This is a genomic window from Pseudenhygromyxa sp. WMMC2535 (assembly GCF_011083025.2).
Window position 1 is genome coordinate 8,536,741 of sequence record NZ_JABJWV010000001.1, and the last position, 26,563, is coordinate 8,563,303.

27 protein-coding genes are annotated in these 26,563 nt (G+C 69.2%); 15 read left to right on the forward strand and 12 right to left on the reverse strand.

The features are described from left to right. Positions 1 to 120: 120 nt before the first annotated feature. Both G6O69_RS32960 and G6O69_RS32965 read left to right on the forward strand, forming a co-directional pair. Entirely contained in the window at positions 121 to 798 is a 678-nt protein-coding gene (locus G6O69_RS32960) for a hemolysin III family protein (RefSeq protein ID WP_172308387.1), read from the forward strand. A gap of 81 nt (positions 799 to 879) precedes the next feature. Beyond that, positions 880 to 1,971: a trypsin-like serine protease gene (locus G6O69_RS32965; protein ID WP_172307439.1), complete on the forward strand. Its 1,092-nt coding sequence runs from the start codon at positions 880 to 882 to the stop codon at positions 1,969 to 1,971. 84 nt (positions 1,972 to 2,055) lie between these two features. Here the strand turns inward: G6O69_RS32965 and G6O69_RS32970 are convergent, their stop codons facing one another. From G6O69_RS32970 to G6O69_RS32980, 3 genes are all read right to left on the reverse strand, one after another. Continuing rightward, complete coding sequence (locus G6O69_RS32970; protein ID WP_172307440.1) at positions 2,056 to 2,574, reverse strand: hypothetical protein; 519 nt, start codon at positions 2,572 to 2,574, stop codon at positions 2,056 to 2,058. Next, entirely contained in the window at positions 2,571 to 3,323 is a 753-nt protein-coding gene (locus G6O69_RS32975; RefSeq protein ID WP_172307441.1) for a hypothetical protein, read from the reverse strand. Before G6O69_RS32975 ends, G6O69_RS32970 begins: the two co-directional genes overlap by 4 nt. 374 nt (positions 3,324 to 3,697) lie before the next feature. Beyond that, on the reverse strand, positions 3,698 to 4,435 hold the full coding sequence (locus G6O69_RS32980; RefSeq protein ID WP_172307442.1) for a hypothetical protein: 738 nt from the start codon (positions 4,433 to 4,435) through the stop codon (positions 3,698 to 3,700). A 180-nt stretch (positions 4,436 to 4,615) separates the two neighbouring features. Between G6O69_RS32980 and G6O69_RS32985 the strand changes: the two genes are divergently transcribed. Then, positions 4,616 to 5,176 carry a hypothetical protein gene (locus G6O69_RS32985; RefSeq protein ID WP_172307443.1) on the forward strand — a complete coding sequence of 187 codons (561 nt, stop codon included), beginning with the start codon at positions 4,616 to 4,618 and terminating at the stop codon, positions 5,174 to 5,176. A gap of 6 nt (positions 5,177 to 5,182) precedes the next feature. On the opposite strand, the gene G6O69_RS32990 is transcribed toward G6O69_RS32985, so the two are convergent. The 4 genes from G6O69_RS32990 to G6O69_RS33005 form a co-directional block, all read right to left on the reverse strand. Further along, the gene (locus tag G6O69_RS32990; protein WP_172307444.1) at positions 5,183 to 5,632 is read right to left on the reverse strand and encodes a hypothetical protein; all 450 of its coding nucleotides are present in this window, start codon (positions 5,630 to 5,632) and stop codon (positions 5,183 to 5,185) included. A gap of 62 nt (positions 5,633 to 5,694) precedes the next feature. Beyond that, positions 5,695 to 6,117 carry an AtpZ/AtpI family protein gene (locus G6O69_RS32995; protein ID WP_172307445.1) on the reverse strand — a complete coding sequence of 141 codons (423 nt, stop codon included), beginning with the start codon at positions 6,115 to 6,117 and terminating at the stop codon, positions 5,695 to 5,697. A gap of 21 nt (positions 6,118 to 6,138) precedes the next feature. After that, positions 6,139 to 7,344 carry a hypothetical protein gene (locus G6O69_RS33000; RefSeq protein ID WP_172307446.1) on the reverse strand — a complete coding sequence of 402 codons (1,206 nt, stop codon included), beginning with the start codon at positions 7,342 to 7,344 and terminating at the stop codon, positions 6,139 to 6,141. A gap of 85 nt (positions 7,345 to 7,429) precedes the next feature. Then, positions 7,430 to 9,037 (reverse strand): GMC family oxidoreductase N-terminal domain-containing protein, encoded by a 1,608-nt coding sequence (locus G6O69_RS33005; protein WP_217909961.1) that lies wholly within the window; start codon positions 9,035 to 9,037, stop codon positions 7,430 to 7,432. A gap of 216 nt (positions 9,038 to 9,253) precedes the next feature. Here G6O69_RS33005 and G6O69_RS33010 point away from each other — a divergent pair, with 216 nt between their 5' ends. The 3 genes from G6O69_RS33010 to G6O69_RS33020 are packed head-to-tail and all read left to right on the forward strand — an operon-like array spanning position 9,254 to position 11,822. Continuing rightward, complete coding sequence (locus G6O69_RS33010; RefSeq protein WP_172307448.1) at positions 9,254 to 10,144, forward strand: hypothetical protein; 891 nt, start codon at positions 9,254 to 9,256, stop codon at positions 10,142 to 10,144. A gap of 14 nt (positions 10,145 to 10,158) precedes the next feature. Continuing rightward, complete coding sequence (locus tag G6O69_RS33015) at positions 10,159 to 11,175, forward strand: peptidoglycan-binding protein (RefSeq protein WP_172307449.1); 1,017 nt, start codon at positions 10,159 to 10,161, stop codon at positions 11,173 to 11,175. Next, positions 11,172 to 11,822 (forward strand): hypothetical protein, encoded by a 651-nt coding sequence (locus tag G6O69_RS33020; RefSeq protein WP_172307450.1) that lies wholly within the window; start codon positions 11,172 to 11,174, stop codon positions 11,820 to 11,822. The genes G6O69_RS33015 and G6O69_RS33020 overlap by 4 nt, the downstream gene beginning before the upstream one ends. Positions 11,823 to 11,850: 28 nt before the next feature. Here the strand turns inward: G6O69_RS33020 and hemL are convergent, their stop codons facing one another. Together hemL and gyrA are read right to left on the reverse strand one after the other, a co-directional pair. Beyond that, positions 11,851 to 13,167 (reverse strand): glutamate-1-semialdehyde 2,1-aminomutase, encoded by a 1,317-nt coding sequence (gene hemL, locus G6O69_RS33025; RefSeq protein WP_172307451.1) that lies wholly within the window; start codon positions 13,165 to 13,167, stop codon positions 11,851 to 11,853. Between the two features lie 5 nt (positions 13,168 to 13,172). Then, a complete protein-coding gene (gene gyrA / locus G6O69_RS33030; RefSeq protein WP_172307452.1) occupies positions 13,173 to 15,905 on the reverse strand; it encodes a DNA gyrase subunit A in 2,733 nt (910 codons plus the stop codon). Between the two features lie 55 nt (positions 15,906 to 15,960). Here gyrA and G6O69_RS33035 point away from each other — a divergent pair, with 55 nt between their 5' ends. From G6O69_RS33035 to G6O69_RS33075, 8 genes are all read left to right on the forward strand, one after another. Further along, a complete protein-coding gene (locus tag G6O69_RS33035; protein WP_172307453.1) occupies positions 15,961 to 16,686 on the forward strand; it encodes a hypothetical protein in 726 nt (241 codons plus the stop codon). 130 nt (positions 16,687 to 16,816) lie between these two features. Then, positions 16,817 to 17,224: a host attachment protein gene (locus G6O69_RS33040; RefSeq protein WP_172307454.1), complete on the forward strand. Its 408-nt coding sequence runs from the start codon at positions 16,817 to 16,819 to the stop codon at positions 17,222 to 17,224. 30 nt (positions 17,225 to 17,254) lie between these two features. Next, positions 17,255 to 18,523, forward strand: a complete 1,269-nt coding sequence (locus G6O69_RS33045; protein WP_172307455.1) for a pyridoxal phosphate-dependent aminotransferase — start codon at positions 17,255 to 17,257, stop codon at positions 18,521 to 18,523. A gap of 37 nt (positions 18,524 to 18,560) precedes the next feature. Beyond that, complete coding sequence (locus G6O69_RS33050) at positions 18,561 to 19,631, forward strand: hypothetical protein (RefSeq protein WP_172307456.1); 1,071 nt, start codon at positions 18,561 to 18,563, stop codon at positions 19,629 to 19,631. A gap of 46 nt (positions 19,632 to 19,677) precedes the next feature. Next, complete coding sequence (locus G6O69_RS33055; protein WP_172307457.1) at positions 19,678 to 20,763, forward strand: hypothetical protein; 1,086 nt, start codon at positions 19,678 to 19,680, stop codon at positions 20,761 to 20,763. A 157-nt stretch (positions 20,764 to 20,920) separates the two neighbouring features. After that, on the forward strand, positions 20,921 to 21,571 hold the full coding sequence (locus G6O69_RS33060; protein ID WP_176397229.1) for a hypothetical protein: 651 nt from the start codon (positions 20,921 to 20,923) through the stop codon (positions 21,569 to 21,571). A gap of 213 nt (positions 21,572 to 21,784) precedes the next feature. Further along, positions 21,785 to 22,081, forward strand: coding sequence for a hypothetical protein (locus tag G6O69_RS33065; RefSeq protein ID WP_176397230.1), 297 nt, complete (start codon positions 21,785 to 21,787; stop codon positions 22,079 to 22,081). Positions 22,082 to 22,501: 420 nt separating this feature from the next. After that, entirely contained in the window at positions 22,502 to 22,717 is a 216-nt protein-coding gene (locus G6O69_RS33075) for a hypothetical protein (protein ID WP_172307459.1), read from the forward strand. A 12-nt stretch (positions 22,718 to 22,729) separates the two neighbouring features. Here the strand turns inward: G6O69_RS33075 and G6O69_RS33080 are convergent, their stop codons facing one another. Both G6O69_RS33080 and G6O69_RS40865 read right to left on the reverse strand, forming a co-directional pair. Next, complete coding sequence (locus tag G6O69_RS33080) at positions 22,730 to 23,449, reverse strand: hypothetical protein (RefSeq protein ID WP_172307460.1); 720 nt, start codon at positions 23,447 to 23,449, stop codon at positions 22,730 to 22,732. Positions 23,450 to 23,500: 51 nt separating this feature from the next. Further along, positions 23,501 to 23,623, reverse strand: a complete 123-nt coding sequence (locus tag G6O69_RS40865) for a hypothetical protein (RefSeq protein WP_255215940.1) — start codon at positions 23,621 to 23,623, stop codon at positions 23,501 to 23,503. Between G6O69_RS40865 and G6O69_RS33085 the strand changes: the two genes are divergently transcribed. After that, positions 23,613 to 24,350: a transposase gene (locus G6O69_RS33085; protein ID WP_217909962.1), complete on the forward strand. Its 738-nt coding sequence runs from the start codon at positions 23,613 to 23,615 to the stop codon at positions 24,348 to 24,350. The genes G6O69_RS40865 and G6O69_RS33085 overlap by 11 nt on opposite strands. 479 nt (positions 24,351 to 24,829) lie before the next feature. Here G6O69_RS33085 and G6O69_RS33090 read toward each other — a convergent pair whose 3' ends face one another. Further along, positions 24,830 to 26,527 carry an ABC transporter substrate-binding protein gene (locus G6O69_RS33090; RefSeq protein WP_172307463.1) on the reverse strand — a complete coding sequence of 566 codons (1,698 nt, stop codon included), beginning with the start codon at positions 26,525 to 26,527 and terminating at the stop codon, positions 24,830 to 24,832. Between the last annotated feature and the right edge of the window lie 36 nt (positions 26,528 to 26,563).

Here is a 26,563-nt window from a genome sequence, read left to right on the forward strand (position 1 = left end):
ACCCTCCAACCTGGTGACATCGCGGGTCTCCTGGGGAAAATTCCCGAGCGCCTGCGAACACGAGACCCACGCCCAGGGTTTAACGCTGGGTGAAGGCGCCGCGATGGGGTACTCAGGGATATCTCCGTCGCAACGCAGACCGCCGAAGGCAAGTTCAGCCGCAGCGAAGAGCTCGCCAATGCCCTGTCCGCGGGCGCGGGCATGCTGCTCTCGCTCGTCGCCCTGACCGCCATGGTCAGCTCGGTGAGCGACCGCGACTTCGTGCACATCGCCAGCGCGCTCGTGTTCGGCACCTCGCTGCTCGCCGTCTACGTCACCTCCTTGTTCAACCACGCCCTCCCGGCTGGCCGCGCCAAGGAGTTCTTCCACATCGCCGACCTCGCGTCGATCTACCTGCTGATCGCGGGCACCTACACGCCCATCACCTTGCTCGCGCTGCACAACGACACGGGCAACGCGATGTTCATCGCGATCTGGACGATGGCGGTGATCGGCTGCACCCGCAAGCTCCTGGCCCCCAACGCCTTCGAGGATGGCCTCGACCGGCTCTCGGTCGTCTCCTACGTCGTCATGGGCTGGATGGTGCTGGCCGCCCCCGCGCAGTGCCTCGCCGCGATGCCGACGAAGTGCGTGCTGTGGCTGCTCGGTGGCGGAGCGCTGTACACGACCGGGGTGCTCTTCTTTCGCATGACCAAGCTGCGCTACCACCACCTCGTGTGGCACCTGTTCGTGATCGCGGGGAGCGCTTGTCACGTGTTCGCGGTGCACTACTACGTCCTCCCGATCGCGACGCCCTGAGCCGCCTCAACCTACACCAGCGTCGAGGCCGCCCCATGCCCATTAATCCACCCGCGGGCGCGTCGGTATTACTCAGCTGAGATGCTGACGCGCACCCCGCTTTCCCTCACCACTCTCGCGGTTTTTTCCGCGACCCTGGTCCTGAGCACGAGCTCGGCCTGCGTCGATGAGTCCGAGGAGCTCGGCCCGGTCGACGCCGAGCTCGACGCGGCCGAGGTCGGCTCCGAACACGAGCTGAACCTCGAGGCGACGCTGCTCGAGAGCGAGGGGGAGCCCGCGATGACCCTCGGCGAGGGCTCGAGCGAGCTCCTGGGACCCGTCGACCAGCCCGACCAGTCCGAGTCGAGCACCGACACGGTCTTCGTCGCCTGCCTGTCCCAGTGCACCAGCTCCGAGATGATCATCGGCTGTGACGATCGGGTCCAGGGCAACACCCAACAATCGGCGACCGCCGGCCCCTACGACATGATCGGCCAGTTCGAGCACCAAGACGGCGGGGGCGACTGCACCGGGACGCTGATCGGCGACAAATTCGTGCTCGGCGCAGCGCACTGCTTCATCGACGGCAGCGGCCAGTTCAAAGACGAGCCCACGGGCTTCTCCCTGTCACAGAGCTGGAGCTCCGAGCCCTACGGAAAAATCTACGCCAAGCGAGTGTTCGTCCCGACCGCCTACGGCACGAGCCAGTCGGCTGAGAACAAGGCCTTCGACTACGCCCTCGTCGAGCTCGCGCACTCGCCCAACGCCCCGCGAACCATGGACTTCGGCCACCTCAGCTGGGGGACCCTCTCGGGCCGGACCACCGTGGCCGTGGGATACCCCTACGACAAGGCCGAGGGCACCGCCTGGTACGACCACGGCAGCTTCGCCGCCAGCCAGCCCTACAAGTCGTTTGACGATGGCGAGAGCGGGATCCTGCGCGTGAGTAACGACGGCGTCGGGGGCATGAGCGGAGGCCCCCTCTACGTGTGGTACGGCGGCGCGCGCAAGCTCGTGGGCGTGTTCATCGGCAGCCCCGAGGCAGAGTGCGAGGCCGGCCACGTGTGGGCCGCCCGCATGACCCCGGAGGCCGTCGAGCGCATCGAGAACGCCATGCTCTACCCGCCCAACGGCAACGTCATCGACTTTAGCTGGGACGTACACGAGTTCAGCTCGGTGCCCGCGACGGAGTGAGCCGCCGGTGGCCAGCTCGCGCGGCCGCGAGTCCCAAGCCAAGGTGGGCGACGGTCGCGGCAGCTGCCCAGACGAACCTCGACCTCAACGATAGGGATCCGGCGGCGTCTGCAGCCGCTCTTCGAACAGCTCGAGCTCACGAACGATCGCCTCGAGGCGAACCCGCAACGCCGGCTGCCCCGCCTCGCGCTTGCGCTCGAGCGACCAGCCCTCCTCCTCGAAGAGCCCGCGGACTCGCCCCGGCTCAGCCCCGACATCCCGCATGTAGGCGGCGTCGGTCTGGCTGAGCCGCTCGACCTCGTGGACCCAGTCGCCGAGCTCTCGGGCGGCGTCGCGCAGGCGCTGCTGGAGCTCGTCGAACTCGCTGAACATCGCCCCACCGCCGCCCTCGGCGAGCTCGCGCAGCGGGCCCTCGAGGCTCAGGCGCAGGGCCCGGGTGTCGCGAGCGAGGGCCTGCAGGCCGCGGGGTAGGTGCGAGAGCTGGAGCGGGTGCTCCTCGGCGCTGCTCTCGAGGTAGCGGCGGCTGCGGGCCTGGCCGCGCATGGTCTGAAACAGACCCAGCGCTGCGATGGCCGCGACGACGAGGTAGACCCAAAAGGTCACGACGACCCCTGGGAGAACCCCGGCTCCTTTTTGCTGTCGGCCATCTTGCGCTCCATGCCGCGCACCTTGGCCGTGAAGAAGGCCTCGGCGCCGGCGTAGAGCGCCACGAACGTCCAGATCGGCGAGAGGTGAGTGAGCAGGGCCAGGCTCCAGACCGCGAACACGAGCGAGGCCCGACCGACGTCGCCGTTGAGCAGCTGGCCCGTGCCCGGGAGGAACAAGCTGAGCAGCCCAGCCGTGACCGGCAGGCGCGGCTCCTCGTCGTCGTAGCTCATCAGCTCGTCGGGCTCGCGCAGGACCAGCGCGGTGGTCTCACCGAGCTCGTGGGCGGCCTCGCGGAACATGCCCTCGAGCTGCGCTTTGCGCTCGGGGGAGACCGTGTAGCGCAGGCTGCTGCCCGAGAGCGGGCGCAGCTCGCCGGCTTGAACCAGGGCCTCGATCGCCGTCTCGACGTCCGCCCGCGGGCGCTCGAGGCTGCGCGCAGCCGACACCGCGGTGATCGTGGTGACCGCGGGCTCCGAGAACAGGCTCAGCACCTGCGCGGTGATCGGGCTGTCGTCGCGCTGTCCCCTGGCGCCATCGCCTTCGACGCGCGCGTCGTGATCCCAGCCGACCTCGCCACGATCTGTGAGCGCCCGGCGAGCGCGAGCTTGATCGCTCGTCGTCGCGAGCTCCCCCTCCCCTTCCTCTCCGCGGTGGCGACGCAGACGATCGAGCGAGCGGCGACCTTTGGACTTGCCCTCCGACATGAAACCGGATCGACAGCATGCCAACGATCACCGCCCGACGGTACCGGCCGCGCTGAACTTGCGTAGATTTGTGGCCAAGCGCGAAGCACCGATCCGCGCGCCGAACATGCGCGACAGGCGCCCAGCACCACGGGCTCCTAGGAGTCCGTGGTGAAACCCAGCGCGGCTCCTGGCGCCGGGATTTTTGTCGAGGGCGCGAAGCCAAAACGCCGCTGTACCGGGCGTACTGCAAGTTTTGGCGACAAAGCCTTCGGCGAAAAGACCAAGCCAGGTGTCGTGTTGGGTTTCACCACGGGCTCCTAGGCCAGGGCTCCTCACGCCTCTGGCCGCGAATACGACATCGGTGCAGCGCGAGCGCCGAGGTGGGAGGAGATCTACAGCGGCGAGCTGACGGCCTCGCCCGAGCCGCGCATCGGCATGATCCGCGCCTGCTGGTCCGCGCTCAGCGGGCTGTTGTCGAGCAGCTCGATCTTCGAGGTGCTCCACTGCATGGCCACGCTGGACACGCGGACGCGATACTCCTGGCCCGCGACGCGCAGCCGGGCGCCGTCGTTGCCCCACTCCCACACGTCCACGACCACGCCCTCCTTGTCCCCCATCCCCGAGGGGTTGCGGTGGTGGGGCTCGCCCGGCAGCGAGATCCCGAGGGCGGCCAGGGCCGCGCGCGGCTCGAAGTCTCCCTGACCAGGGATGCCGATCACCTGGACCTCGGCCGCCTTGCCGTCCTGATAGTCGATCACCACGCGCTCGAGCTTTGGGTGGTCGTAGCGGCGGATGTCGTGTTTGCACTTGAAGAACACCCGCGAGGGCACGAAGCGCACGCAGGAGCTCTCGCGCGTCCCCGCCTCCACGGGCTGGCCGAGGAGCACCTCCACGCTCGCGGGCCCCTGACCGAGCAGCTTGCCCAGATCGAGGATCTCGTTGGCGCTCAGCTGGCCGAGCGGCTTGCCAGCCTTGGTAGCCTTGGCAGCCACCTGGTCGCTCTCCTTCACGTCACCTTTTGCGTCACCTTTTGCGTCACCTTTGGCGTTACCTGCGCCGGGATCCTTCTCGACTTCACACGCGAGGGGGAGCAGCGCCATCAGCAAGATCGAGCCGAGTCGTCGGTTCACGGCGGGAGCATACCCAAGGCCGGCCCGATCGCGCAGCCGCTGCCCGAACCTGCGGCCCGGCCCTGGTCCCGATCACCCCCCACTTTACCCGTCACAGCACGAACTCCTGGTTTTACTGGTGACACACAGCCTCTTCGATCATCTTGAGAGCGTGGGTCGTCGGTCCCGAGCGAGGTGCGCATGAGCTGGGCGACGATGGCCTCTGGTGGCGCGGTGACCCTCTACGTCGGCTACCGCTGGTGGCGACGCCGGCAGCGCGACCAGGCCATCGAACGCGAGCTCGAGCAGACCAACGGCGACCATCAGCCCCTCCCAGACCACCTCAGCCCGACCCTGGCCGCCATCGCCATCGACGCCCGGCGCCTGCGCCTGGAGCTCGAGACCCCGATCCGCAGGATCCGCCAGCCGCTGCTCTCGGAGACCCCCTGGGCTCGCCGCCAGCGCTGTGACGAGTACGACGCGGCCCTCTACGAAGCCCGCCGCGCCATGTGGGACTGGCTGCGCTCCCTCCGTCAGCTCAACGACGAAGATCGCCTCCTGCTCGGCGAGTTCGGGCTCTCGGTCAAACCCTTTCGGGCCCTGCTCTTCGCCTGCGACCGCACCGACGACGTCTGGGAGCAGGTCATGTGGCCGCGAGCCCCCGATCCCGACGAGGTCTGGGCGCAGCTCCGCCGGACGATCCTCGAGCTCGAGCGCTTCGAGGCCGCGCTCTTGCGGGCCCACGACAGCCCCTACCGCTGATCCGCGTCAGCGCTGGCGGTTGTGACGATGCGCAGAGATCCCCACGCCGAGCAGCACGACCACGATCCCCACCACGATCCCCTCGGGCCGACCCGGGCGCAGCACGATCAGCGCCCCAATGGTCAGGAGGATCAGCAGCAGGCGAAAGGTCCCCCCCACTTTGATGGGGCGGCGAACCGCCGTGGGATCTTCTGGCGGGGCCTCGGCGCCCTCGAGTTCGGCGAGGGGCTGCTCCCCGCGGGCCTGGCGGGCCTCGTCGATGCCCCGCACCGTGCCCTCGATGGCGCTGGAGATCCCCCGGGCGAGGAAGATCAGGTTGGTGGCGCCCAGCATCCCGCCGAGCACGGCGGCGATCGCCAGATCCGGCTGACCCAGGAGCACCAGCGCGGCCACGATTGGCGCGAGCAGCAGCGCGGAGATCCGCAGCCCATCGCGGACCAGGGCGACCGAGTCCACTGGCCGCCGCGGGGCCTCGCCTGCCTCGAGCCCGCCTGAATCGGGGGGCTGATCGCCGGCGCTCAGGGGGAGAGCTCCTCGCCGGCTTCGGCTGTCTCTGCGACGGCCTCTTTGGCCGCGGCGCCCTCGCCTGCCTCGCCCTGCGCCCCGGCATCGGCGGCCTGGCGCGCGTCGAGCTCGCGGTGATACTCGCGGATCGTCCGGACCACGGCCTTGATCGCCGCGCCCAGGCCAACGCCGAAGCCGATCAGCGTGGTCCAGGGCGACCAGTGCGTGTAGGTGTTCTCGATCCAGCGGGCCAGCAAGGTGGTGCCGCCGATCGCCAGGCCGATCTCCAGCCCCAGCGAGGCCGATGAGGTGTGCTCGAACCAGGCCGCGCGCCCCCGCAGCGAGGTCCGCCGACTCGGATCCCCGTAGACGTGCTTGTCGACGAGCTCGCGGTGGCGGGCCTCGTCGACGGCTTGCTTGGGCTCCTCGCTCGCCATGGGCGAGCGCAGACTAGAGCCTCAGCAAGGGCAGTGCCAGTCCTGCTCGATGCGGAACGAGGCAGAGAGGGTCTCGCTGGCCACGCGCACCTCGTCGTCTTCGGGATCCACGTAGAAGAACTCGTACTTCCCGTCGAGATCGGCGTCGAAGACGGCGCGCGCCCCGACAGTGGCGTAGCCCTCGACGCCCGCCCTGTCCTCGCCCACGCCCTCGAGGGCGCTCAGCTGCGAGTCGAAGCCAAAGCCGCAGTCCTCGGTCCAGCCAAAGTTCAGCTCGGTCAGCTTCGGCGCGCCCCTGGCGTCCAGCCAGCTCAGCGCCTCGACAGGAGACTCACGGAGCGTGGTCTCCCAGTCCAACTCCCACTCGCGCGTTTCCTCGTCGAGGGAGGCGTACCACTCGCGGTAGCCGGCCTCGATCTCCGCCATCGCCTGGGAGCGCGAGAAGGCCTCGCGACGCTCGACCACCAGCGGGTTGTCCGAGGTCGACGCGCGCAGCAGCGTCGGGGCAGGCAGGGCCGCGTCTCGGGCCCACAGCGCGGCTCCGATCTCGCAGCCCGGCTCGGGCAGGAGCTCCCCGACCAGCCAGTGTTCTTGCGTGTCCCACACCCAGCCGTGCAGCTCGGCGCTGTCCGGGAGCACGTACTCCCCGTCCTCGTCCTCCTCCTCCAGATCCACGATCGTGTCGCCTCCATACTGGGCGACGACCCGCAGCTCGCCGAGGCGAGCGTGGCAGAGCTTCCCCTCGGACCCGTAGAGATCGAAGGTCCGCTCGCGCGCAGCGAGCAAGTCCGCGGGGATGGCCGCGGAGTCCACCGACTTGGCCGCGACGAAGCGATAGTCCCCCTCGAGGGCGCGCAGCCGCCCCTTGGTCCAGCTGCGATCCGCGGCCTCCGAGAGCACCAGCGTGCCGCTGTCGACGAAGCGCATGGCCCAGGTGGCGTCTTGCTCCGCGGGCGCCTCGGGGACCTCCGTGAGCTCGTCCTCGACGCCCTCCCCCTCGCAGTAGCCGACCTCGACCAGGACCAGCTCGGGCTCGAGCTCGGGCTCGGGCTCGGGCTCGAGCTCGGGCTCGGCTTGGACCGGCACCGCGACCGGCACCGCGACCTCGACCACCGCCGGCTCGACCTCCATGCCCAAGGAGGGCAAGCTCAGCGCGTAGATGAGCGGCCCGAGCAACAGAGCCGATCCAAAGGTGAGTTCGATGGCGCGGTGTCGAGTCGAGCGCATGGCCTCCCTTGCACGCGCCTCCCTCAGGAGAGATTCCAGCGCTCGCGGGGCCTAGCCACGGGCGTTTTCACGCCCTGCCGCGGACTCAGGGCGAGGGCCACGGGCCGCCCAGGAGCGCCGCCGCCTTCTCGCCGATCATCACACACGGCGCGTTGGTGTTGCCGCCGACGATCCGCGGCATGATCGACGCGTCGGCGACCCGCAGCCCCTCGATGCCGTGCACGCGCAGCTCGGCGTCGACGACCGCGGTCTCGTCCGTGCCCATCTTGCAGGTACCCACGGGGTGAAAGAGGGTCGAGGCGCGCGCCCGGATGTCGGCGCGGATCAGCGCGTCGCTGGCGTCCACCCGTGACATCGGCGTGAGCGCCCGACCGAGGAGCGGGCGGATCTCCGGGTGCTCGACGATCTGGTGGACCATCCGCACGCCTCGCAGCAGCGTGTCCACGTCGGCCTCGGCCTCGAGGTAATGGGGATCGATGATCGGCGGGTCCTCCGGGTCGGCGCTGCGCAAGCGCAGCTCGCCGACGCTCTCGGGGTAGAGCAGGGTCGGCATCAGCGAGCAGCCGCGGCCCTCGGGGGTGTAGTTGGAGTCGTCCAGGGAAGCCATCGACGGCCCGGTGCCCAGGAAGTGCAGCTGGAGATCGGGCAGCGCCACGTCCTCGCGGCTGCGCACGAATCCGCCGGCCTCGGCCCCGGAGGAGCTCAATGGGCCCGCCCGCGAGACCACGTAGCGGCCCAGCCAGCGCAGCAAATTGACCGGCTCCATCTCCCCCGCGACCTCCGCCTCGACCTCGTAACCCGCGGGCACGAAGAGGTGGTCTTGCAGGTTCTTGCCCACGCCGGGGAGCTCGTGGCTGACCGCGATCCCCAAGGCGTGCAGCGCCTCGCCCGGGCCCACGCCCGAGCGCAGCAGCAGCTGTGGGCTGCCGATCGCCCCCGCACACAGCACGACCTCCCCCCCGGCCCGCGCCGTGATCACCTCGCCGCCTCGGCGGTAGCGGATCCCCGTGGCCCGCCCGCCCGAGAAGGTGATCCGCTCGACCACCGCGCCCTCGATCACCTCGAGGTTCGGCCGGCCCATGACGGGATCGAGGAAGGCCGCCCCCGTATGACAGCGCTGGCCGCCGCGGATCGTCAGCGGGAAGGGGCCAAAGCCCTCGCGCTCGGGGGCGTTGACGTCGTCGATCAAGGGCGCATCCAGGGCATCGGCAGCCGCCGCGGCCAGGCGATGACAGATCTCGGCCTCGCGCTTGCGAGTGACCCGCAGCGGCCCGCCCACCCCGTGGTAGTGGTCGCCGCCATCGGCGTTGTCCTCGGAGCGCTTGAAGTAGGGCAGGACATCGTCGTAACCCCAGCCCTCGTTGCCCTCGTCGCGCCAGCCGTCGTAGTCGCCACGGTGGCCGCGCATGTAGATCATGTAGTTGAGGCAGCTGGTCCCGCCCAGGACCTTGCCCCGCGGCCAGTAGTTGCGGCGCTGGGCCATGTGCGGCTGCGGCTCGGTCCGAAAGCCCCAGTCGAACTTGGTCCGCCACAAGCTGGCCGCGAGGCCGGGGGCTTGGACGCGGAGATCCCGGGTCCGCCGACCGGCCTCGACCAACAAGACTCTGCGCTTCTTGTCCGCGCTCAGCCGCGCCGCGATCACGCAGCCTGCCGATCCCGCGCCAACGATGATGGTGTCGTAGTCCACTGCCATCGATCTCCTTGGTCATGCTCGCGCGAAAGCCCAGCCCAGCCAAGCCCAGCCCAGCCCAGCCCAGCCCAGCCCAGCCCAGCCCAGCCCAGAGTTGCCCCGCCCGCGCCGGTCAGCGCGTCCCAGTGCCCTCACTTCGACGGAATCAACCCACGTGGCCGACGTTGCCCACCCCCCCGGTCGAATCCGGCAAGATGAGACCGGGCTGACCGTCACTCGATGACCGACACACAACAACGCACGCGCGCGAAGGTCCGTGGGCTCGCGCTCGTCTCCTCTTTACTCGCGCTCGCCTGGCCCGCCGCCTGCGTCGACCATGATCGCCCCTCGGCGCCAGATTCGACCAAAGACGACCTGCCCCCGGACCCTGCACCCGCGGACAACGGCTGGTACGTCATCGCGGCGCTCCCCGAAGGCCTCGCGCTGCCCCCCGAAGCCCACGCCCCCCTCGACCGCGACGCCAGCGACGACGCGAACATTGCCCGCTTGCGAGACACGGCGGCGCAGCGTCGCGCCTTCTTGTCCTCTGCGATCGCGCGCAAGCTGCTGCTCGCCCTCGAGCGCGCCCGCGAACGTCCAAATTTCAGCCCTCCATGCCACATGAAGCAAAGCGCGAAGCAGAGCACGAGCGCCGAGAGCTGGGCGAGGGCCAACGAGGTCGGGCGACTCTACGCCCTCGACCGCGGCCTGCGAGGTGAGCCCAGCAAGGCGCTGGACATGCTCTGCGACCTGATCCGCATGAACCGGGAGAGCCTCGAGCGCAGCTGCACCGCCACCGACACCCTCGACGCCACCGACGGCCTCGCGGACGCCCTGTTCGCCGCACAGCTCGTCCTCGCCTTGCCGCTGCCGGAATACGAGCGGCCCTCGGGGCGCCTGCACGGGCTGCTCGACGAGCTCACCGCGGAGGTCGACGCCACCGACGAGCGCCCGCAGCTCGGACGCCTCGGTCTTCTTTCCCCGAGCGACACACAACGACTCGACGACAGCTCCGCGGACATGCTCGCTGCCCGCCAGCGGGTGAGTGCGCGCCTGCGTCAGCGCGCGGCTTCGGGGGCCCTCCTCGCGGTCGAGCCAGAGCCCGCCTCCCCAGCCGACAGCGCGCCCTGATACCCTGATTGACGATGACTTCGCTTCGATACAATGAACGCCGCCGCTACAGCGCCGCGCAGATCCGCATGATCCAGCTCGTCGTCGGCAGCGAGGCCACTGGCGCCTGGGACGAGGGCTGCGTCGAGTGTGTGACCCGCTGGCAGCAGGCCAAGTCGCTCTCGGCCGACGGCAAGGTCGGCCCGGCCACCTACGCCGAGGTCCTCGCCGCCGCCCTCGCCGAAGACAAGCTGCCCGCGATCACCAAGGTCGGCGCGTGGGCGGGCAGGCAGGCCATGGCCGCGCCCGCGGCCGCCGTGGACTTTTGCCAGCGCCACGGCATCGACCGCCTCGACGTCGTCGTCAACGACCACAGCCACGCCCGGGCGCCGCGAGACTTCGACCTCCTCAATCGTCAGCGGATCACCGCCTTGTGCGAGGCCGCCCGCCTCGCCGACATCGAGGTCCACCTGATGAGCTGGGTGATGCCCCACGCAACCTATATCCGCCAAGCCGGCGAGCTGCTGCTCCCCCTGCTCGCCGAGACGGGCGCGCGCTCCTTGCAGTGGGACGCCGAGGAGCCGTGGACCAAGGCCGAGGCGCCCATGCCCTACCCCGAGGCCGCCGCGCTGATCGCCGAGGTGTTCGCCGAGCGCGAGTGTCAGATGGGCGTCAACGGCATCGGCTTCACGCCCAGCGAGAGCTTTGGCCCGCTCGCCGAGGTCTGCGACTACCTCGTGCCGCAGTGCTACGCCACCGCGACCAACGGCTCGCGCCCCGACCAGATCGTGTCCACCTGCGTCTCGCGTTGGCGCAAGGAATTCCCCAGCGAAAAGCCCCTCGCCATCGGCCTGGCCGCCTTTCGTCAAGAAGGCATCGAGGGCTTCAGCCCACAGCAGGCCATGCAGGCCAGCTTGCTCGACGTCCGCGCCCACGGCTTCGACACGGTGATCTACTGGAGCCTGCGCCAGCTGATCGAGTCGGAGGACGCCCAGACCGTGGTCTCCAACATCCGCCCACACGCTCCCCCGCACTGCGCACGAATATCGTGACCCAAGATCAACAAGTCTTCTACACCATCGTCGGGACCATCATGCTCGGGATCCCGATGCTGCTCATCGACGGCGTCGGCCTCGGCCGAGGCCGGCTTTGGGCCTCGCGCATGGGCCTGCTCCTCGGGCACGAGACGACGACCGTCGAGCAGGCCTTCCCCGAGACCCTGCCCAGCGCCGAGGTCCTCGATGACCTCGACGCGCGGCGCAACGACCTGGTCCTCGGCGAGTACGAGGCCGCCGTCTGGGTCTCCCGCGACCGCATCTACTTCTGGGATTTTTTTGTCCGCAACGACGTCCGCGACACCGTCCACTCGCCCTTCATGCGGGCCATGGGCATCCCCGTCAGTGGAGAGCTCGAGATCAGCCGCGACGGGCCGCGCACACACCTGCACAAACGCGTATACCTGCGCCTGTGCGGGCTGGGGAGCTCGCTGATGCTCCCCCTCGCCTTCGAGCTCGCGCTCCCTCTGGAGGGCTGGCAGCACCTCGCCCTCACGACCTTTGGCGCCTTCATCCTGTTCAGAGTGTGGAGGAGCCGAAAGCGCCTCGACGCAGCGCACGACGCCCTCACCGCCGAGCTCGTCGAGCGTGCGCGCACGATGACGAGCCCGGGCGAGGGCAAGGCCGAAGCCGAGGCCGACTAGCCGCTGGTCTGGCGCGCCGCGGGGAGCGTCAACCGGCGGCCGCCAGCAGCGCGAAGACCTCGGCCGCGGCCGTGAGGGTCTGCTCGATCGCAGCCTCGTCGTGGGCCGCGGACATGAACCCGGCCTCGAACTGCGAGGGCGCCAGGTAGACCCCGCGCGCGAGCATCTCGCCGTGCCAGCGAGCGAAGCGCTCGAGGTCGCTGCCCTGGGCGTCGACGTAGTTCCAGACCTCCCCGGTGCAGAAGAAGCCCGAGAACATCGAGCCGACCTGGGTGCCCGTCCACGCCACGCCAGCCGCGGCGGCCGACTCGGCCAGGCCCGCGCACAGCTTGGTGGTCGCGGCCTCGATGGCCGCGTGGGGCTTGTCGCGCTCGAGCAGCTCGAGGGTCTTGAGGCCCGCGGCGACGGACAGCGGGTTCCCGCTGAGGGTGCCGGCCTGGTACACGGGGCCGAGCGGGGCGATCTTCTCCATGATCTCGCGCCGCCCACCGTAGGCGCCCACGGGCATGCCGCCGCCGACGATCTTGCCGAGACAGGTGAGGTCGGGAGTGATGCCGAAGCGCTCCTGCGCGCCGCCCAGGGCCACGCGGAAGCCGGTCATGACCTCGTCGAAGATCAGCACCGCGCCGTGCTCGGTGCACAGCGAGCGCAGGCGCTCGAGGTAGCCGGGGCGCGGCGGGACGCAGCCCATGTTGCCGGCCACCGGCTCGACGATGATCGCCGCGATCTCGCCGGGGTGCTCGGCGAAGCGCGCGGCCACGGCCTCGGCGTCGTTGTAGGGCACCAGCAAGGTGTCGCGCACGGCCTCGCCGGGGACGCCGGCGCTGCCGGGGATACCCAGGGTCGCCGCGCCCGAGCCAGCCGCCACGAGCAGCATATCGGCGTGGCCGTGGTAGCCGCCCTCGCACTTGATGATCTTGCTGCGCCCGGTGTAGCCACGCGCCAGCCGCAGCGCGCTCATGGTCGCCTCGGTGCCCGAGGACACCAGCCGGACCATGCCGCCGCGCAGGCTCGGCACCAGGCTACAGATCAGCTCCGCGAAGTCGACCTCCGCGGCCGTGGCCGCGCCGAAGCTCAGGCCGTCGCGGGCGGCCCGGCAGACCGCGTCGACGACCTCCGGGTGGGCGTGGCCGAGGAGCGCGGGGCCCCAGCTGCCGACGTAGTCGACCAGCGCGGCGCCGTCCTCGGTGATCACGTGGCAGCCCGTGGCCTTGCGGATGAAGGGCGGCTCGCCGCCGACCGACTTGAACGCCCGCACGGGGCTGTTGACCCCGCCGGGGATGACCTTGCTGGCCGCCGCGAACAGCTCTTTGCTGCGCGCGCCGGCGCGTCCGTCCTTGCTCATGGTGCTCACTCCTCCTCGGACTCGGGCTCGTCGGCGTCGGCGTCGGCGTCGGCGTCGGCGCCGTCCTGCTCGTCCGCGCCCTCCCCTTCGTCCGTGTCCGCGTCTGCGCTGGCTTGGGCCGCGCCCTCGCCGTCCTCACCAGCCACGCCCTCGAGCGCCTCGAGGTCGTCCTCGTCGGCGCCCGGATCATCGATGCGCGCGAGGCCGACCACGACCTCGTCGTCGCCCAGGCGGATCAGCCGGACGCCCTGGGTGGCGCGGCCGAGCTCGCTGATGCCCGCGACCGGGGTGCGGATGATCTTGCCCTCGGAGGTCACGACCATCAGCTGATCGGCCTCTCGGACCTTGATCATGCCCACGACCTTGCCGTTGCGGTCGCTGACCTTGATGGTCTTGAGCCCGAGGCCCGCCCGGCTCTGGCGGCGGTACTCGGCGACCGGCGTGCGCTTGCCGTAGCCCTTCTCGCAGACCGTCAGCAGCCCGATGTCGTCCTCGCCCTCGCGGGCCAGGACCAGGATGTTGACGACCTCGTCGCCGTCGCGCAGGCCCATGCCGCGCACACCTCGGGCCGTGCGACCCATGCGGCGGACGTCGGCCTCGTCGAAGCGGATCGCCTGGCCCTCGCGGCTGGCCATGATGATGTCGCAGCTGCCGTTGGTCAGCTTGGCGTCGATCAGCTTGTCGTCCTCGGCCACGCTCGCGGCGATCAGCCCGGAGGCGCGGATGTTGGTGAAGTCCTGGAGCGAGGTCCGCTTGATGTAGCCCTGGGCCGAGGCCAGGACCACGAAGTGGTTCTCGTCGACCTCCTCCTCGCGGTAGGCGACCATCTCGAGCACGCGCTCGCCGTCCTTGAGGTCGAGGAAGTTGACCATGGCCTTGGGCCGCTGGCCGCGGGTCCCGAGCGGGAACTCGAACACGCGCTTGCGGAACACCCGGCCGGTGTTCGTGAACAGCAAGATCCACGCGTGGGCCGAGGCCTCGAAGAGCTCGATGATCTGGTCGTCGTCGTCGCGCTGAGAGCCCGACTTGAGCCCGACACCGCCGCGGTTTTGTACGCGGTACTCGGTGGTCGGCATGCGCTTGACGTAGCCCTCGCGGGTGATCATCACGACCATCGACTCGTCGGCGACGAGGTCGATGGGCTGGATCTCGAGCTCGTCGACGGCGAGCTCCGTGCGCCGCGAGCCCTTGCTGCCCTCGGCCCCGGTGCCCGAGTCCTGGCCCTCGGGGTCGCCGTAGGTGTAGCGGATCGTCAGCAGCTCCTCGCGGATCACCGCCATGAGCTTGGCCGGGTTGGTGAGGATGGCCTCGAGCTCCGCGATGATCTCGCACAGCTCGCGGTACTCACCTTCGACCTTGTCGCGCTCGAGGCCGGTCAGCCGCTGTAGGCGCATGTCGAGGATGGCCTTGGCCTGGCGCTCGTTGAGGCGGTAGGGCCCCTCCTCGGCCCGCGCGACCTCTTCGGCCGGGCGGTCGCAGCGACGCAGGAACTTGGCGAAGCCCTCGAGCGGCTCGGCCATCAGCTTGGCCCGGGCCTCATCGGGGTCGCGGCTCGAGCGGATCAGCTCGATCACCCGGTCGATGGAGTCGACCGCGACGCCGAGGCCCTCGACGATCTCGCGCCGGGCCATGGCCTTGGCGAGGTCGAAGCGGCAGCGCCGGGTGACCACCGTGCGCCGGTGGTCGATGAAGTGGCGCAGGCACTTCTCGAGGGTCAGGACCTCCGGGCGCCCGTTGACGATGGCGATCATGTTGACCCCGAAGGAGGTCTGGAGATCGCTCATCTTGTAGAGCTTGTTGAGGACGATCTGGGCGGCGTGGTCCTTCTTGACCGAGATCCAGATCCGCATGCCGGTGCGGTCGGAATAGTCCTGGATGTCGGCGATGCCCTCGATCTTCTTGTCGCGGACCAGCGAGGCGATGCGCTCGATCAGCCGGGTCTTGTTGACCTGGTAGGGGATCTCGGTGACGACGATGGACTCGCGGCCCTTCTTGTCCTCCTCGATCTCGCAGCGCGCGCGCACGGTCACGCTGCCGCGGCCCTCGAGGTAGGCCTGCTTGATGCCAGCGGTCCCGAGGATCACGCCGCCGGTCGGGAAGTCCGGGCCCTTGACGAAGCCGAGCAGCTCGGACACGGGCAGCTGCGGGTCATCGATCAGCGCGATGGTCGCGTCGAGCAGCTCCGTGAGGTTGTGCGGCGGGATGTTGGTCGCCATGCCGACCGCGATGCCGACCGCGCCGTTGAGCAGCAGGTTGGGCACCTTCGTCGGCAGGACCGCCGGCTCGAGCTCCTTCTCGTCGTAGTTGGGGACCCAGTCGACGGTCTCCTTCTCGAGGTCCGTGAGCAGCTCGCTGGTCAGCCGCTGCATCCGGACCTCCGTGTAGCGCATGGCCGCCGCGGAGTCGCCGTCGATGGAGCCGAAGTTGCCTTGGCCGTCGACGAGCGGGTAGCGCATGGCAAAGTCCTGCGCGAGGCGGACCAGCGCGTCGTAGACCGCGGAGTCGCCGTGAGGGTGATATTTACCGATCACATCGCCGACCACGCGCGCCGACTTCTTGTAGGGCTGCGCGTGGTGGTTCTTGAGCTGGTGCATCGCATAGAGGATGCGCCGGTGCACTGGCTTGAGGCCGTCGCGCACGTCGGGCAGCGCGCGGGCGATGATCACTGACATGGCGTAGTCCAAGAAGGAGCTACGCATCTCGTCTTCGATGTTGAGGGTCGACTTCGACTCGGCCATGGGCGGGGTGCGCAAAGGCGGTGAAGAATAGCCGCCAAGCCGGCATACTGAAAGCGTGCCCCGGTTCCCCCAGATATGGCTCGCCTCGCTGCTCGCGCTGTCCGCCTGTGGGCCGCGGATCGTCAGCGAAGAGGCCGTCTCCGGCGGAGATCCCCTCGCCAGCCCGGCGGATCCACAGGCCGCCGTGCGTGAGGCCGCCCGCGGCTACGCCGACGCCCTCGCCGCCCGCGACGGGAGCGCGGCCGCGCTGTGGGTGGCGCCCGAGACCTTCGACCTCTACGAGGACCTGCGCACCGCCGCGCTCACGGCCACCCCCGCCGAGCTCGAGGCCCGCGATCTGCTCACGACCATCATGGTCCTCGAGCTGCGCGCGCGCATGAACCCGGCGGCCCTCGCCGAGCTCGACGGCCGCCGGCTCTTCGAGCAGGCGATCGACGCCGGCTTCGTCAGCGAGGACCTCGGCGAGCTCGACCTCGACGAGGTCTGGATCGACGAGTCTGGGACGCGCGCGGAGATCCGCCAGGACGGCCAGGCCGTGTTGCTCCTGCGCGCCGCCGCCGACCCGCCCGCCGCGGCCGAAGCTACCGGCGGCGACGCGCCCGCGTGGCGGGTCGACCTCCCGGGGCTGATCGAGCGCGTCACCCCGGACTTCGACGCCTTGGCACGCGAGCGCATTGACGCGCAGGGTCGCCTCGAGACTGCACTTCGTTTTGTCGAGTTTCGCCTCGGTGAATCTGTCGATCGTGCAATCCTCGATACGCCAATTGATCCAGCTGGTTGAGCGCGCGTACGCGACCAGCCAACAAACGTCGTATGGCCTAGGAACAGGCCCTACGCAGCCTTTTCAGCGTAAAGACCCTTGCGCGTACCCAGCTCGCGAGCAGACAATGAAAGGCGCTAGGAGGTAGTCGATGGTTCCAACTTTGTTCGTCGTCGCAGACCAGAGCCAGGCCCACCTGTACAAGGTCGGGGGCTCCAGGCTCAATCCCGTGCTCGAGCCAATCGAGCAGCTCGATCACCCAGAGGCCCGCGAGCGCATCGAGGCCTCGGCGTCGAGCGGACACCTGGTCGTGGACACCAGCGGCCATGACGCAGAAGAAGAGCGCCGCTTCGTCCGCGAGCTCGTCGAGCGCCTGCGCAAGGGCCAGTCCCAGGGCGAGTTTCGTCGGCTCTACATCGCCGCGCCCGCGAACTTCGTCGGCCGTCTGCGCAAGCACTACGGCAATTCGCTGTCGCGTGCCGTCGAGCGCGAGATCATCGGGGACTACACCCAGCAAGACGAGCGCGCCCTGACCAAGCGCATCGCCAGCTGGATGTAGCGCGGCCAGCCGCCGTGATACCCTCCGCGAGTGAGTGACGCGGAACGCGAGGCGCTGTCCGCCCGGATCGCCAACGAGGTCCTGGGCGCCAGCGAGTCCTGGACTCGGCGCATGTTCGAACTCGGCCTGCAGATGCGGGCCGACGGCGGCGGGCCGGTCTGGGATCTCTCTTTGGGCAACCCCAGCCTCGAGCCGCCGCAGCTGTGGCGCCAGGCCATCGTCGACGCCCTGCGCGACGAGCCCCCGGGGATGCACCGCTACATGACCAACGCCGGCTACCCCGAGGTCCGCGAGTTCATCGCCGGGCGCGAGGCGGCCCGCTACGGCCTCGACGGGCTCGAGGCCGGCGACGTGGTCATGACCGTGGGCGCCGCGGGGGCCATGAACGTGCTCCTGCGCAGCGTCTGCGACCCCGGCGACCAAATCCTCGTCCCCGCGCCCTACTTCACCGAGTACACGAACTACGCCGCCAACGTCGACGCCCAGCTCGTCCCGGTACCCACCGGGCCGGGCTTCAGCCTCGATCTCGCGGCCATCGAGCAGGTGATCGCCGCCAACCCGAACGCCGCGCGCGTGCTCTTGCTCAATTCGCCCAACAACCCGACCGGGGCCATCTACTCGGCCGAGTCCCTCGACGCCCTCGCGGCCATGCTGAACGAGCGCGTAGGTGAGCGAAAGCGGCCGTTTTGGGTGATCGAGGACTCGCCCTACCGCGATCTCGTCTACCCGGCCCAGCCCGGTGCGGAGCCCGATCCCGTCCCCTCGCTGCTCGGCCGCTGGCCCAACACGGTGCTGGTCACCAGCCACAGCAAGGACCTCGGCCTCGCCGGCGAGCGCATCGGCTACCTGGTCATCTCGCCCCAAGCCCGCGGCCGCGCGCTCCTGCGCCGCGCTGCCAGCTTCTGCAACCGCACCTTGGGCTTCGTCAACGCCCCGGCGCTCATGCAGCGCGTCCTCCCCCGGGTCCTCGGCCGCCCCGAGGGTCGGGTCGACGTCGAGATCTACGCTCAAAACTGCCGCCGCATGGCCGCGGGCCTGCGCGACCTGGGCTTCGAACTCCCCGATCCCCGCGCGGGCTTCTTCCTCTTCCCCGCCCTCCCCGAGCGCCTGCGCGCCACTTCCTCTGCGTCCGACTCCACCTCGGGTGACATCGCCCTCACCGAGCGCCTGCGCGAGCACCGGACCATCGTCGTCCCTGGCACGGCTTTTGGCGTCAGCGAGCACCTGCGCCTGTCCATGTGTGTCGACGCCTCGGCGGTCGATGGCGCCCTCGAGGCATTTCGCGCAGCGTGCGCATAGCGCACACCCGCCCTCCCGTGGCACCCTTCGCATCGCCATGAGCGCCGGCAGCAAGAGCATCAGCGACGTCCTGACCCGAGAGGTTTCCTTCAGCGGCGAGGGCATCTCCGTCCGCTCCCTCGAGGACAACATCCACAAGGAGCGCGAGGTCCAGGACACGAAGATCGATGAGCTCAAGGTCTTGCGCGAGCGCAACGTCGAGATCCAGACGGCGATGACCGACGAGCTCAAGAAGCTGCGCAAGTTCAGCGACTACCTCGACGGCACCGCGACCAAGGGCGGATTTTGGGCGGGCTTCAAAGAGGTGCTCAGCTACATCCCCGGCCTCAAGTCCATCGCGATCTCCCAGCGCTCGATCGAGGAGCTGCTCAAGCAGCAGTACCAGCTCTCGGCCAAGCGCGTGAAGGAAGCCGCCGAGTACTGCGACATCCTCAAGCAGAGCGAACAGGAGCTCTACACCGAGATCGATCGCATCAACGGCAAGATCGTCGAGGCCGCCCAAAACGAGCAGCAAGCCCTCGACTACGTGCTCGAGCTGCGCGAACTCAAGCAGCAGCTCGAAGCTGAGATGCAGACCGTCGAGGCCGGGAGCGTCGACGCGCGCAAGATCGAGACCGACCTCGACAAGATCCAGGCGCTGCTGTCCACGCACTCGAGCAACGTCCAGCTCTACGGCGCGGCCGAGGACCGCTACGCCAACCTCAAGCAGAACACCCGCAAGCTGGCCGAGACCATCCGCAACCTCGCCCAGGACATCCAGCAGTACACGACCGCGGCCAGCATCAAGCTCGACATGGCCTCGGCGCAGATCCAGGCCATCGGCCGGGCCGCCGACGCCTCCGTCGTCATGCTCGAGATGAAGAAGTCCCTCGACGTGATGACCGAGTCGATGAACGTGACCACGCAGTTCGTCAGCGACACCCAGGTGTTCTTCCGCCAGAACCTCGACCGCCTCGTCGAGGAGCTCGAGACCTTCGACGAGGGCACCTCGCAGATGCTCGACGAGAACCTCAAGAAGTCGAAGGAGATCGAGGAGGCCCGCATCCAGGCCGCGATCGACAAGGCGATGAAGACCAAGGCCGCCGGCGGCGAGGCCCCCGCGACCTAGGCCCCGACCACCCGAGAGCCCGACCCAGCAGGGAGGTCCACCGACCATGGACATGAACCAGCTCGTCACCCTGCACACCCAGTCGCTGCGCGGCCCGATCGTCCCGGCCTACCTCGCCAAGCTCTCCCGAGCCCTGCGCGCGGCCCGGCTCAACACCACCTTCCCCGATCGCCGCCGCCTCCAGGGCAGCCTCGACACCCTCGCGCAAGCCATGGACGCCGAGCTCTACGAGCAGCTCTACGTCGACGCCCGCTCTGGCCTGCCCAACATGGCCAGCTTCACCCGGGTGGTCACGGATCACGAGGTCGCCGCGGGCTCGCTCTCGCGCATGAACGAGGCCGCCCACTACGAGGCCAAGCAGGCCGAGGCCGAGGTCTACGCGCGCATGCTCGCCAAGCGCCGCTACTTCGAGGCCATCGTCGACCAGCCCTACGCCCCCCTCGACGAGCACCGCGTCCAGCTGCGCCGCCACGACCCCGACACCGGGACCGCCGAGTTTCGCCTCGACCTGACCAAGCTCGACCCCACCGGGGTCTACGTGCGCATCACCATCGAGCTCACCCAGGTCGCCTCGATGTGGCGGCGCAAGGTCATCGACCTCGACGCCGACGGCGAGAGCGCGGCCGCCAACCAGGCCTTCCACGCGACCATCTATCGCAACGCCAGCTTCGACGCCGAGCACCTGTTCATTCACATGCACGACATCGAGGGCGTGAGCGTCGACAGGGTCCAGCGTGGCGTGGTTGGGCCGGCGATCTTTCGTCTGCCCAGCGCCGATGGATCCGGCGCGCCGATCGTCCCCGCCGAGACCGAGCAGGCCAACCCTCGCCTCGCCCACGCCTGGCAGCGCTGGCTCGAGGACGCGAGCTCGACCCAGCCCGAGCTGATGGTCTGCTTTCAGACCGACATCGCCGCCCGCGACGTGCGTGAGGAAAAGAGCAACGATCCCCTCGAGGACCTGCTCTCGACCAACATCCAAGACAGCGAGCGCGCCCGCTACCAGCACACCCGCGAGCGCTTCCCCTTCAAGGTCTACAAAGACCGCAAATTCGTGGTCACCCGCGGCCTCGAGCCCCTCGCCCGGGCGCTGTGCAAAGCCGCCGAGACCAAGAATTTGATCTATCGCGTGTAGCGATCTGCCCAGGCATTTTCCAAGCCGCGCTCGAGATTGAAGCCGCGGCTGCCCGCGCTGTAGCAGCCCTCGCGCTCGCGGCAGCGAGACACCAGGGGGCGACGAAGAGCACACGCGCGGGCGTGACAAGGGCCCCGAGGTCGGTAAGTCTTGGCCCATGCTTCGCGCCCGATCGCACCGTTGGCTCGCCCCTGCGCTCACCTTGCTTTCGTGTTCGGCCCTCACCCTCGCGCTGACCGAGGCCGAGGCCGAGGCCGCCTCCCCCCAGCGCGGCGGCGGCTTCGACGAGGGCGGCTACATCCTCGGCGTCCCCGGCGGCGTCGGCCTGCCCCTCGACACCGACGACTTCGGCAACCTCGATCCCACCTACGGCTGGGGCTTTGGCGGCGGCTGGATGTTCGCCCGCGGCCGCGTGTTCAAGGCCACCGTCGGCGGCGCCTTCGAGCACTCGCTGATGATCTTCGACAACTTCGAGTTCGACGACTTCGGCGGCCACATCCTGCGCTTCTTGCCCGAGGCCCGCATCGGCGCCGGCAACAACAGGATCTGGGGCTACGGCCTCGCGGGCATCGGCGCCGCGGTGGCCGTCGTCCACAACGACCTCACCGACAACACCGAGGCCGCCGGCGGCCTGAACATGCAATTCGGCGGCGGCATCCAGGGCATGATCTGGCGCAACCTCTTCCTCGGCGGAGAGTTCGACTTCGACCTGGGGTTCTTCTTCGACGAAGACCGCGACCTGAGCAGCGACGACGACTTCGCCATCCACCAGGTCACCATCGAATTCATGATCGGCTGGTACTTTTAGGGCCCCTCGGGGGGGTTTTGTTGGGGGCCGCAGCGGACCACTGCGCGGCCTCCGAGCTCGAACTACTTGAAATCCTAGCTCGCGCAGCGCCGCCATGAGCCGCCGGGTCATCGGGACCTCGCGGATCCGGTTGTGTTTCGGCGGGTGAAACTGTCGCTGGTACGACGTGCGCTCCACCGTGATCTTGCCCTGCGCCCAGTCGATCGACGACCAATGCAACCCGACGATCTCGCCCGAGCGCAAGCCCGCGTCGCCAGCGAGCAAGACCATTACCAGGTTGCGGGGCGAGACCATCCCAGCCGAGCGAACAAGCAGGGCGTACTCCTCGAAGTCGTAGAAGTCGCGGGGCTTGTCGACCTCGGGCAGGCGCTTGATCTTGGGTGGCGCCTCGATCACCCCGAACTGCGCTGCGCAGGTCATGAAGGTGCTCGAGGTCGTGAGGATGCAGTTGATGGTCTTGTTGTTGCGATCAGCGATGCTCGCCTTGAAGCGCTGGACGTCCTCTTCTGAGATTTCATCGAGAGGTCGATCGCCGAAGGCCGGGATCAGGTGCACCCGCAGGTGGCTGCACATGTTCCGGCTGGAGCTCGGCTCGAGGCCGTTGGCCTTGATGTGGCCCTCGATATAGCGCGGGGTGAACTCGGCGAAGGTGGGGGATCTCCTTTTCAGTGGTGGCGGCACGTTTGCCGCGAGGCGTCGGACCATGGATCAGCAGGTGGCGCTCTCGTTCCCGCGCCCAGCGCAGCGACGCAGCCTTGGTCGCGTAGGGCGACTTGCGCCGCTCGCGGTTCACAACGTCCGCGCCCGTACTGCTTGCCGGTGCCTGCCCGCGCGCCCGCGAATCCCCCATCGGAGCCTCGCCGTCCTCGCCGTCCGCTCGCTACACCGCGCCCAGCAGACGATCGCCCGGTCGAGCTCCCGCAGCGTGCGGTGGCCCTGGCCACGACCAAAGCGCAGCCGGGCCCCCTCGAGGGTCCGGGGCGGAAGCTGTGGCCCGATCATCAGGCCGAGCAACGGCGCGAGCTCGGACTGCTCGAGGGCCTCGGCGGCCGTGGGCACGCTCGACCGGTGCACGGCGTGGACCCGGCCGAGCGCGGCGCCCTCGAGGACATCGACGCCTGGCTGCGCGCGCGCGAGCAGGGCTGAAGAAAGGCCCTGTCAGCGCCTGCGGAGCGTAGCGACGAGGACGACGACCGCGATCAGCGGCGCGGCGACGCTCAAGAAGATACGCAGCGCCCCGGGCAGCCACGCCGAGGTCTCGAGCGGGGCGTCGTCGGGCTCGGCGAGCGCGGCGTCCACTCGCACGCCTGCGTCCAGGCGATCGGCCCAGGGCTCGGCCTCCGCGGTCGGGCGAGCCTTCGCGGACTCCGGCGGCCACCAGCGAACCTGTGAGGACACGAGCGCCTGTCGGCCGCGAAAGACGCGGTGATAGCTGAACGCGAGCTGATCGAAGAACTCGACGAAGGCGAGGGTAGGCACGCCGCCAAACTCCTCGAGGGTGTAGAGCTGGTCTCGACGGCCCATGTGGCGATGGTCACCGCAGAGCAGCTCGAGCTGGGCTGTCGCAAAGCGCAGCTCGTCGCCCTCGGTCCGCGGCTGCGGCGGGCGAGTCGAGACCGAGAGCGCGAGGTCTCCTCCGGCCTCGAAGCGGGGCACGAAGGCCAGCACGAGCAGCTCGCCGGGCTCCTCCCCGTCGAGTTCGGCAGCCAGCGGGGCGAGGCGCGCGTGCAATTCGGGCGGGCAGCTACGCTGCTCCTCGGGCGTCCATAGGCACAAGCCCTCGTCGTCGAACTCGACCGCGACCCCCGGGTGCTCGGCGCTCTCGACGTGCACTCGGCCGGCGATCAGGAGCGCGAGGGCGAGGACCGAGGCCGGCATGCTCACCGCGGATATCACAGCGTCATCGGGGCTTCAAGGCGCCGTGCTCGCTCACAGCGTCCGCAAGAGCGGCTCGAGCAGGTCCGCGAGCTCGGCCGAGCTCGCCTTCCCGGCGTAGAGCTGCTTCTCGATGTCCGCCCAGGTGAGGCCGTCGGGAAGCCCGTTGACGACCAAGTTGGCGAATCGCCAGCTGCTCGGCCCTGCGCCCGGGCAACGCACGCGCAAGCTCGTGCATCCGGTCTGCGAGGTCCCTGCACCCGGCGAGTCGGTCGCCGAAGTCGGTGGCGTCAACGTCCACGCAGGTCCGGCAATCGACGGTCGAGATCGTCGTCGACTCGAGCGACTGTGCCGGTACGTCGCGCGACCGCCCGTCGCTCAGGAGCGGCTCGAGCTGAGCCCGGATCGCCAACGTCTGGTGTATCGGTTCAAACATGCGTGGCGAGATGGCACGCACGCCGTGCTGCTGGATCCTCTTGATCTCATCGCGCGGCTTGTTGCTCTGATCCCGCCGCCAAACTTTCACATGCTCAGGTATCACGGCGTGCTCGCGGCCCACGCCAACGCACGCAGTGAAGTTGTACCTGGCCGCGTGCCCGAGCCTGCCGCGCCGACGCAGTTGAGGTTGTTCGTCGGCGAGGCGACCGAGCTCGAGCCCGGTTGGGCTTCGCCCGGCAGCACGAAGCCATCGAACCGACACCCGTGGGCGTGGCTGCTCCAGCGCGTGTTCGCGGTCGACGTGATGACCTGCCCGCGCTACCGCGGCGCGATGAAGCTCGTCGAGATCGCCAACGAGCGCGAGGCGATCGCCCTGGCCCTGGCCAACGCCGGACTCGGGCCGAGGCCACCACCACGCCCGAGGCCGCCCTTGCCTGGCCAGCTCGAGCTGAAGTTCGCTGCTTGAAGCGCGGAGCGTCGCGTCCGAGAACGGTAGCGATGGGCGTCGCCATGCCTCGAGGCAGCCGATCCCAGCGAAGTCGCACCTCCGCCGGTCGCCAGCGACGACGCGAGCCGCTCTCGTCGGGCGCGTTGCGTTCGTGGAGTTGGAGACAGGGCCCAGACTCAAGAAGGGCGGCGAGGCATACCTTTATAGAGAGCAAGAGACGGGCCAGGATCGGCCTGACTCGGAGCTGTTATGGCCCCCGCGGTGCATTGGCAACTGGGGCCATGCACGTCCGCCCGCTTCGCGGTCGAACGCCCCCTCTGCGAGGGGGATGGGCTGGGTATGTGGTTGGCGAGCGCACCTAGTGACCCCCAGAGGGGGTCTCGTACCTGCTGGCTGTGCATGCATTGGCCCCTGAAAACAGGAGGCGTGGGGGCCTCGCTCCCGCCTCGAGCCCCGCGAGACAGGGCGCTGCGGCCCCAAACAACCTCCGCGAGGGATTAGGGCAGCTCAGTCCAGTTGCCGTCTTCGGCGGGCGCGGGGTTGAGCGTGTACAGGCGCTCCGAGGCGATCGTCGGGTTGTCGAGGTTGTCGTTGATCGCCACCGGCTCCCAGCCGAGGTAGTTCGTCCGCAGCTCGCCGGTCGTCAGGTCGAAGTCGAGCTCGCCCGAGACGCCCTTGAGGTCCACGGTGCCGCCTCCGGTGGTCAGCGCGTTGACGGCGGTCTTGATGAAGGTGGTGTCGATCGAGGGGCCGAAGCTGATGAAGGTGCCGTCGGGGTCGGTGAGCTTGCCGGCGGTCAGCTGGGCGGCGATGTTGGCCCCGGTGACGGGCTCGCCCGCGCCGATGGCCGCGGCGGCGAAGAGCGTGACCAGGGCGGCGTCGTAGCTCAGCGAGGACGTGGTGATCGCGTCCTGGTCCTGGAACTTGACCATGTAGCGGGTGTTGAACGCGGCGAAGTTCTGCTCGTCGAAGATGATCGGGGCGATGCCTTCGAGGCTGCCGTAGAGCAGCAGCTGCGCGCTGTCGTTGTCGATCACCGACTCGTGCTTGATGGTCGTGGGCATCGAGGGCACGGCCCCGTGCGAGAGCACGAAGCGCGGGTAGGGAGGCGGCTGCATGACCGACGCGGCCTGGAAGTAGCCGAGCACGAAGGCGGCGACCTCGCTGGTCCCGATCAGCACGATCACCTCGGGCGGGTTCGCGCCGCCGTCGGTGAACAAGGTGTTGGCGATGTGGTCCTCGACGTCGGCGATCGGCGCGGCCGAGTCGGCGGTGACCTCGTATTCGAATACGTCGGTCACGTCGACCCCAGGCATCACCGCGTAGGCGTCGGTCGCGAGGTCGTTGCCGTAGAGGTCGCTCTTGTGGACGATGACCACGTTGTCGCCGTCCTGGACCAGCTCGTCGACGCGATCGGCGATCGCGTTGGCCTGGTAGACGTCGCTGGTGATCGGGCGCCAGACGAGGTCGTCGTCGACGAGCGAGGTGATCTTCTTGCTCGTCGCCGTGGGGCTGATCAGGAACACACCGCCGGGTACGGTCACCTCTTCGGCCACGGCGATCACGCTCTCGGAGAACACCGGGCCGACGATCGCCGGGACGCAGATCTCGTCGACGAGGTGATGGGCCGCGGTCACGGCCGCGCTCCCGCCCTGGGAGTCACAGCCGACCCAGGCGATCTTCTGGCCGTCGGCCAGCTGGGTCTCGTCGTTGAAGTCCTCGAAGGCCAGCTGCATCGCGTTTTGGATCGGCAAGACCAGCGAGTCGAAGGGCGGCGAGGTCGGCATGATCGAGCCGACGAAGACCACGTTGTCCTGGGGCGTGTCGTCGGGCCACTTGATGATCTGACACTCGGGGGTCAGGGCCTCGATGCACTCGCCCGCGCAGCCGCACAGCCAGTTCTCGGTGTGGGCGGCAACGCACTCGGTGTGGGTCGAGCACAGCGTCGTGCCGGTCTCGGTCCCGGTGTCCGCCGTGTCGCTCTCGGTGTCCGCCGTGTCGCTCTCGGTGTCCGCCGTGTCCGAGCTCGTCCCGGTCGCCTCGTCGGCGCCGTCATCGAACACACACACCCCGTTGTCACAGCTGCCGTTGCCCGAGGCGAACACGCAGTCGTTGTCGGAGCTGCACTCGTCGAAGCTCAGCGTCAAGGAGCAGGCGTTGCCGACCAAGCTGGCGCCGAGGCCAGCGATGGCCATGGACGCGAGCTTCAGGCGCGGCGAAAACAAACGATC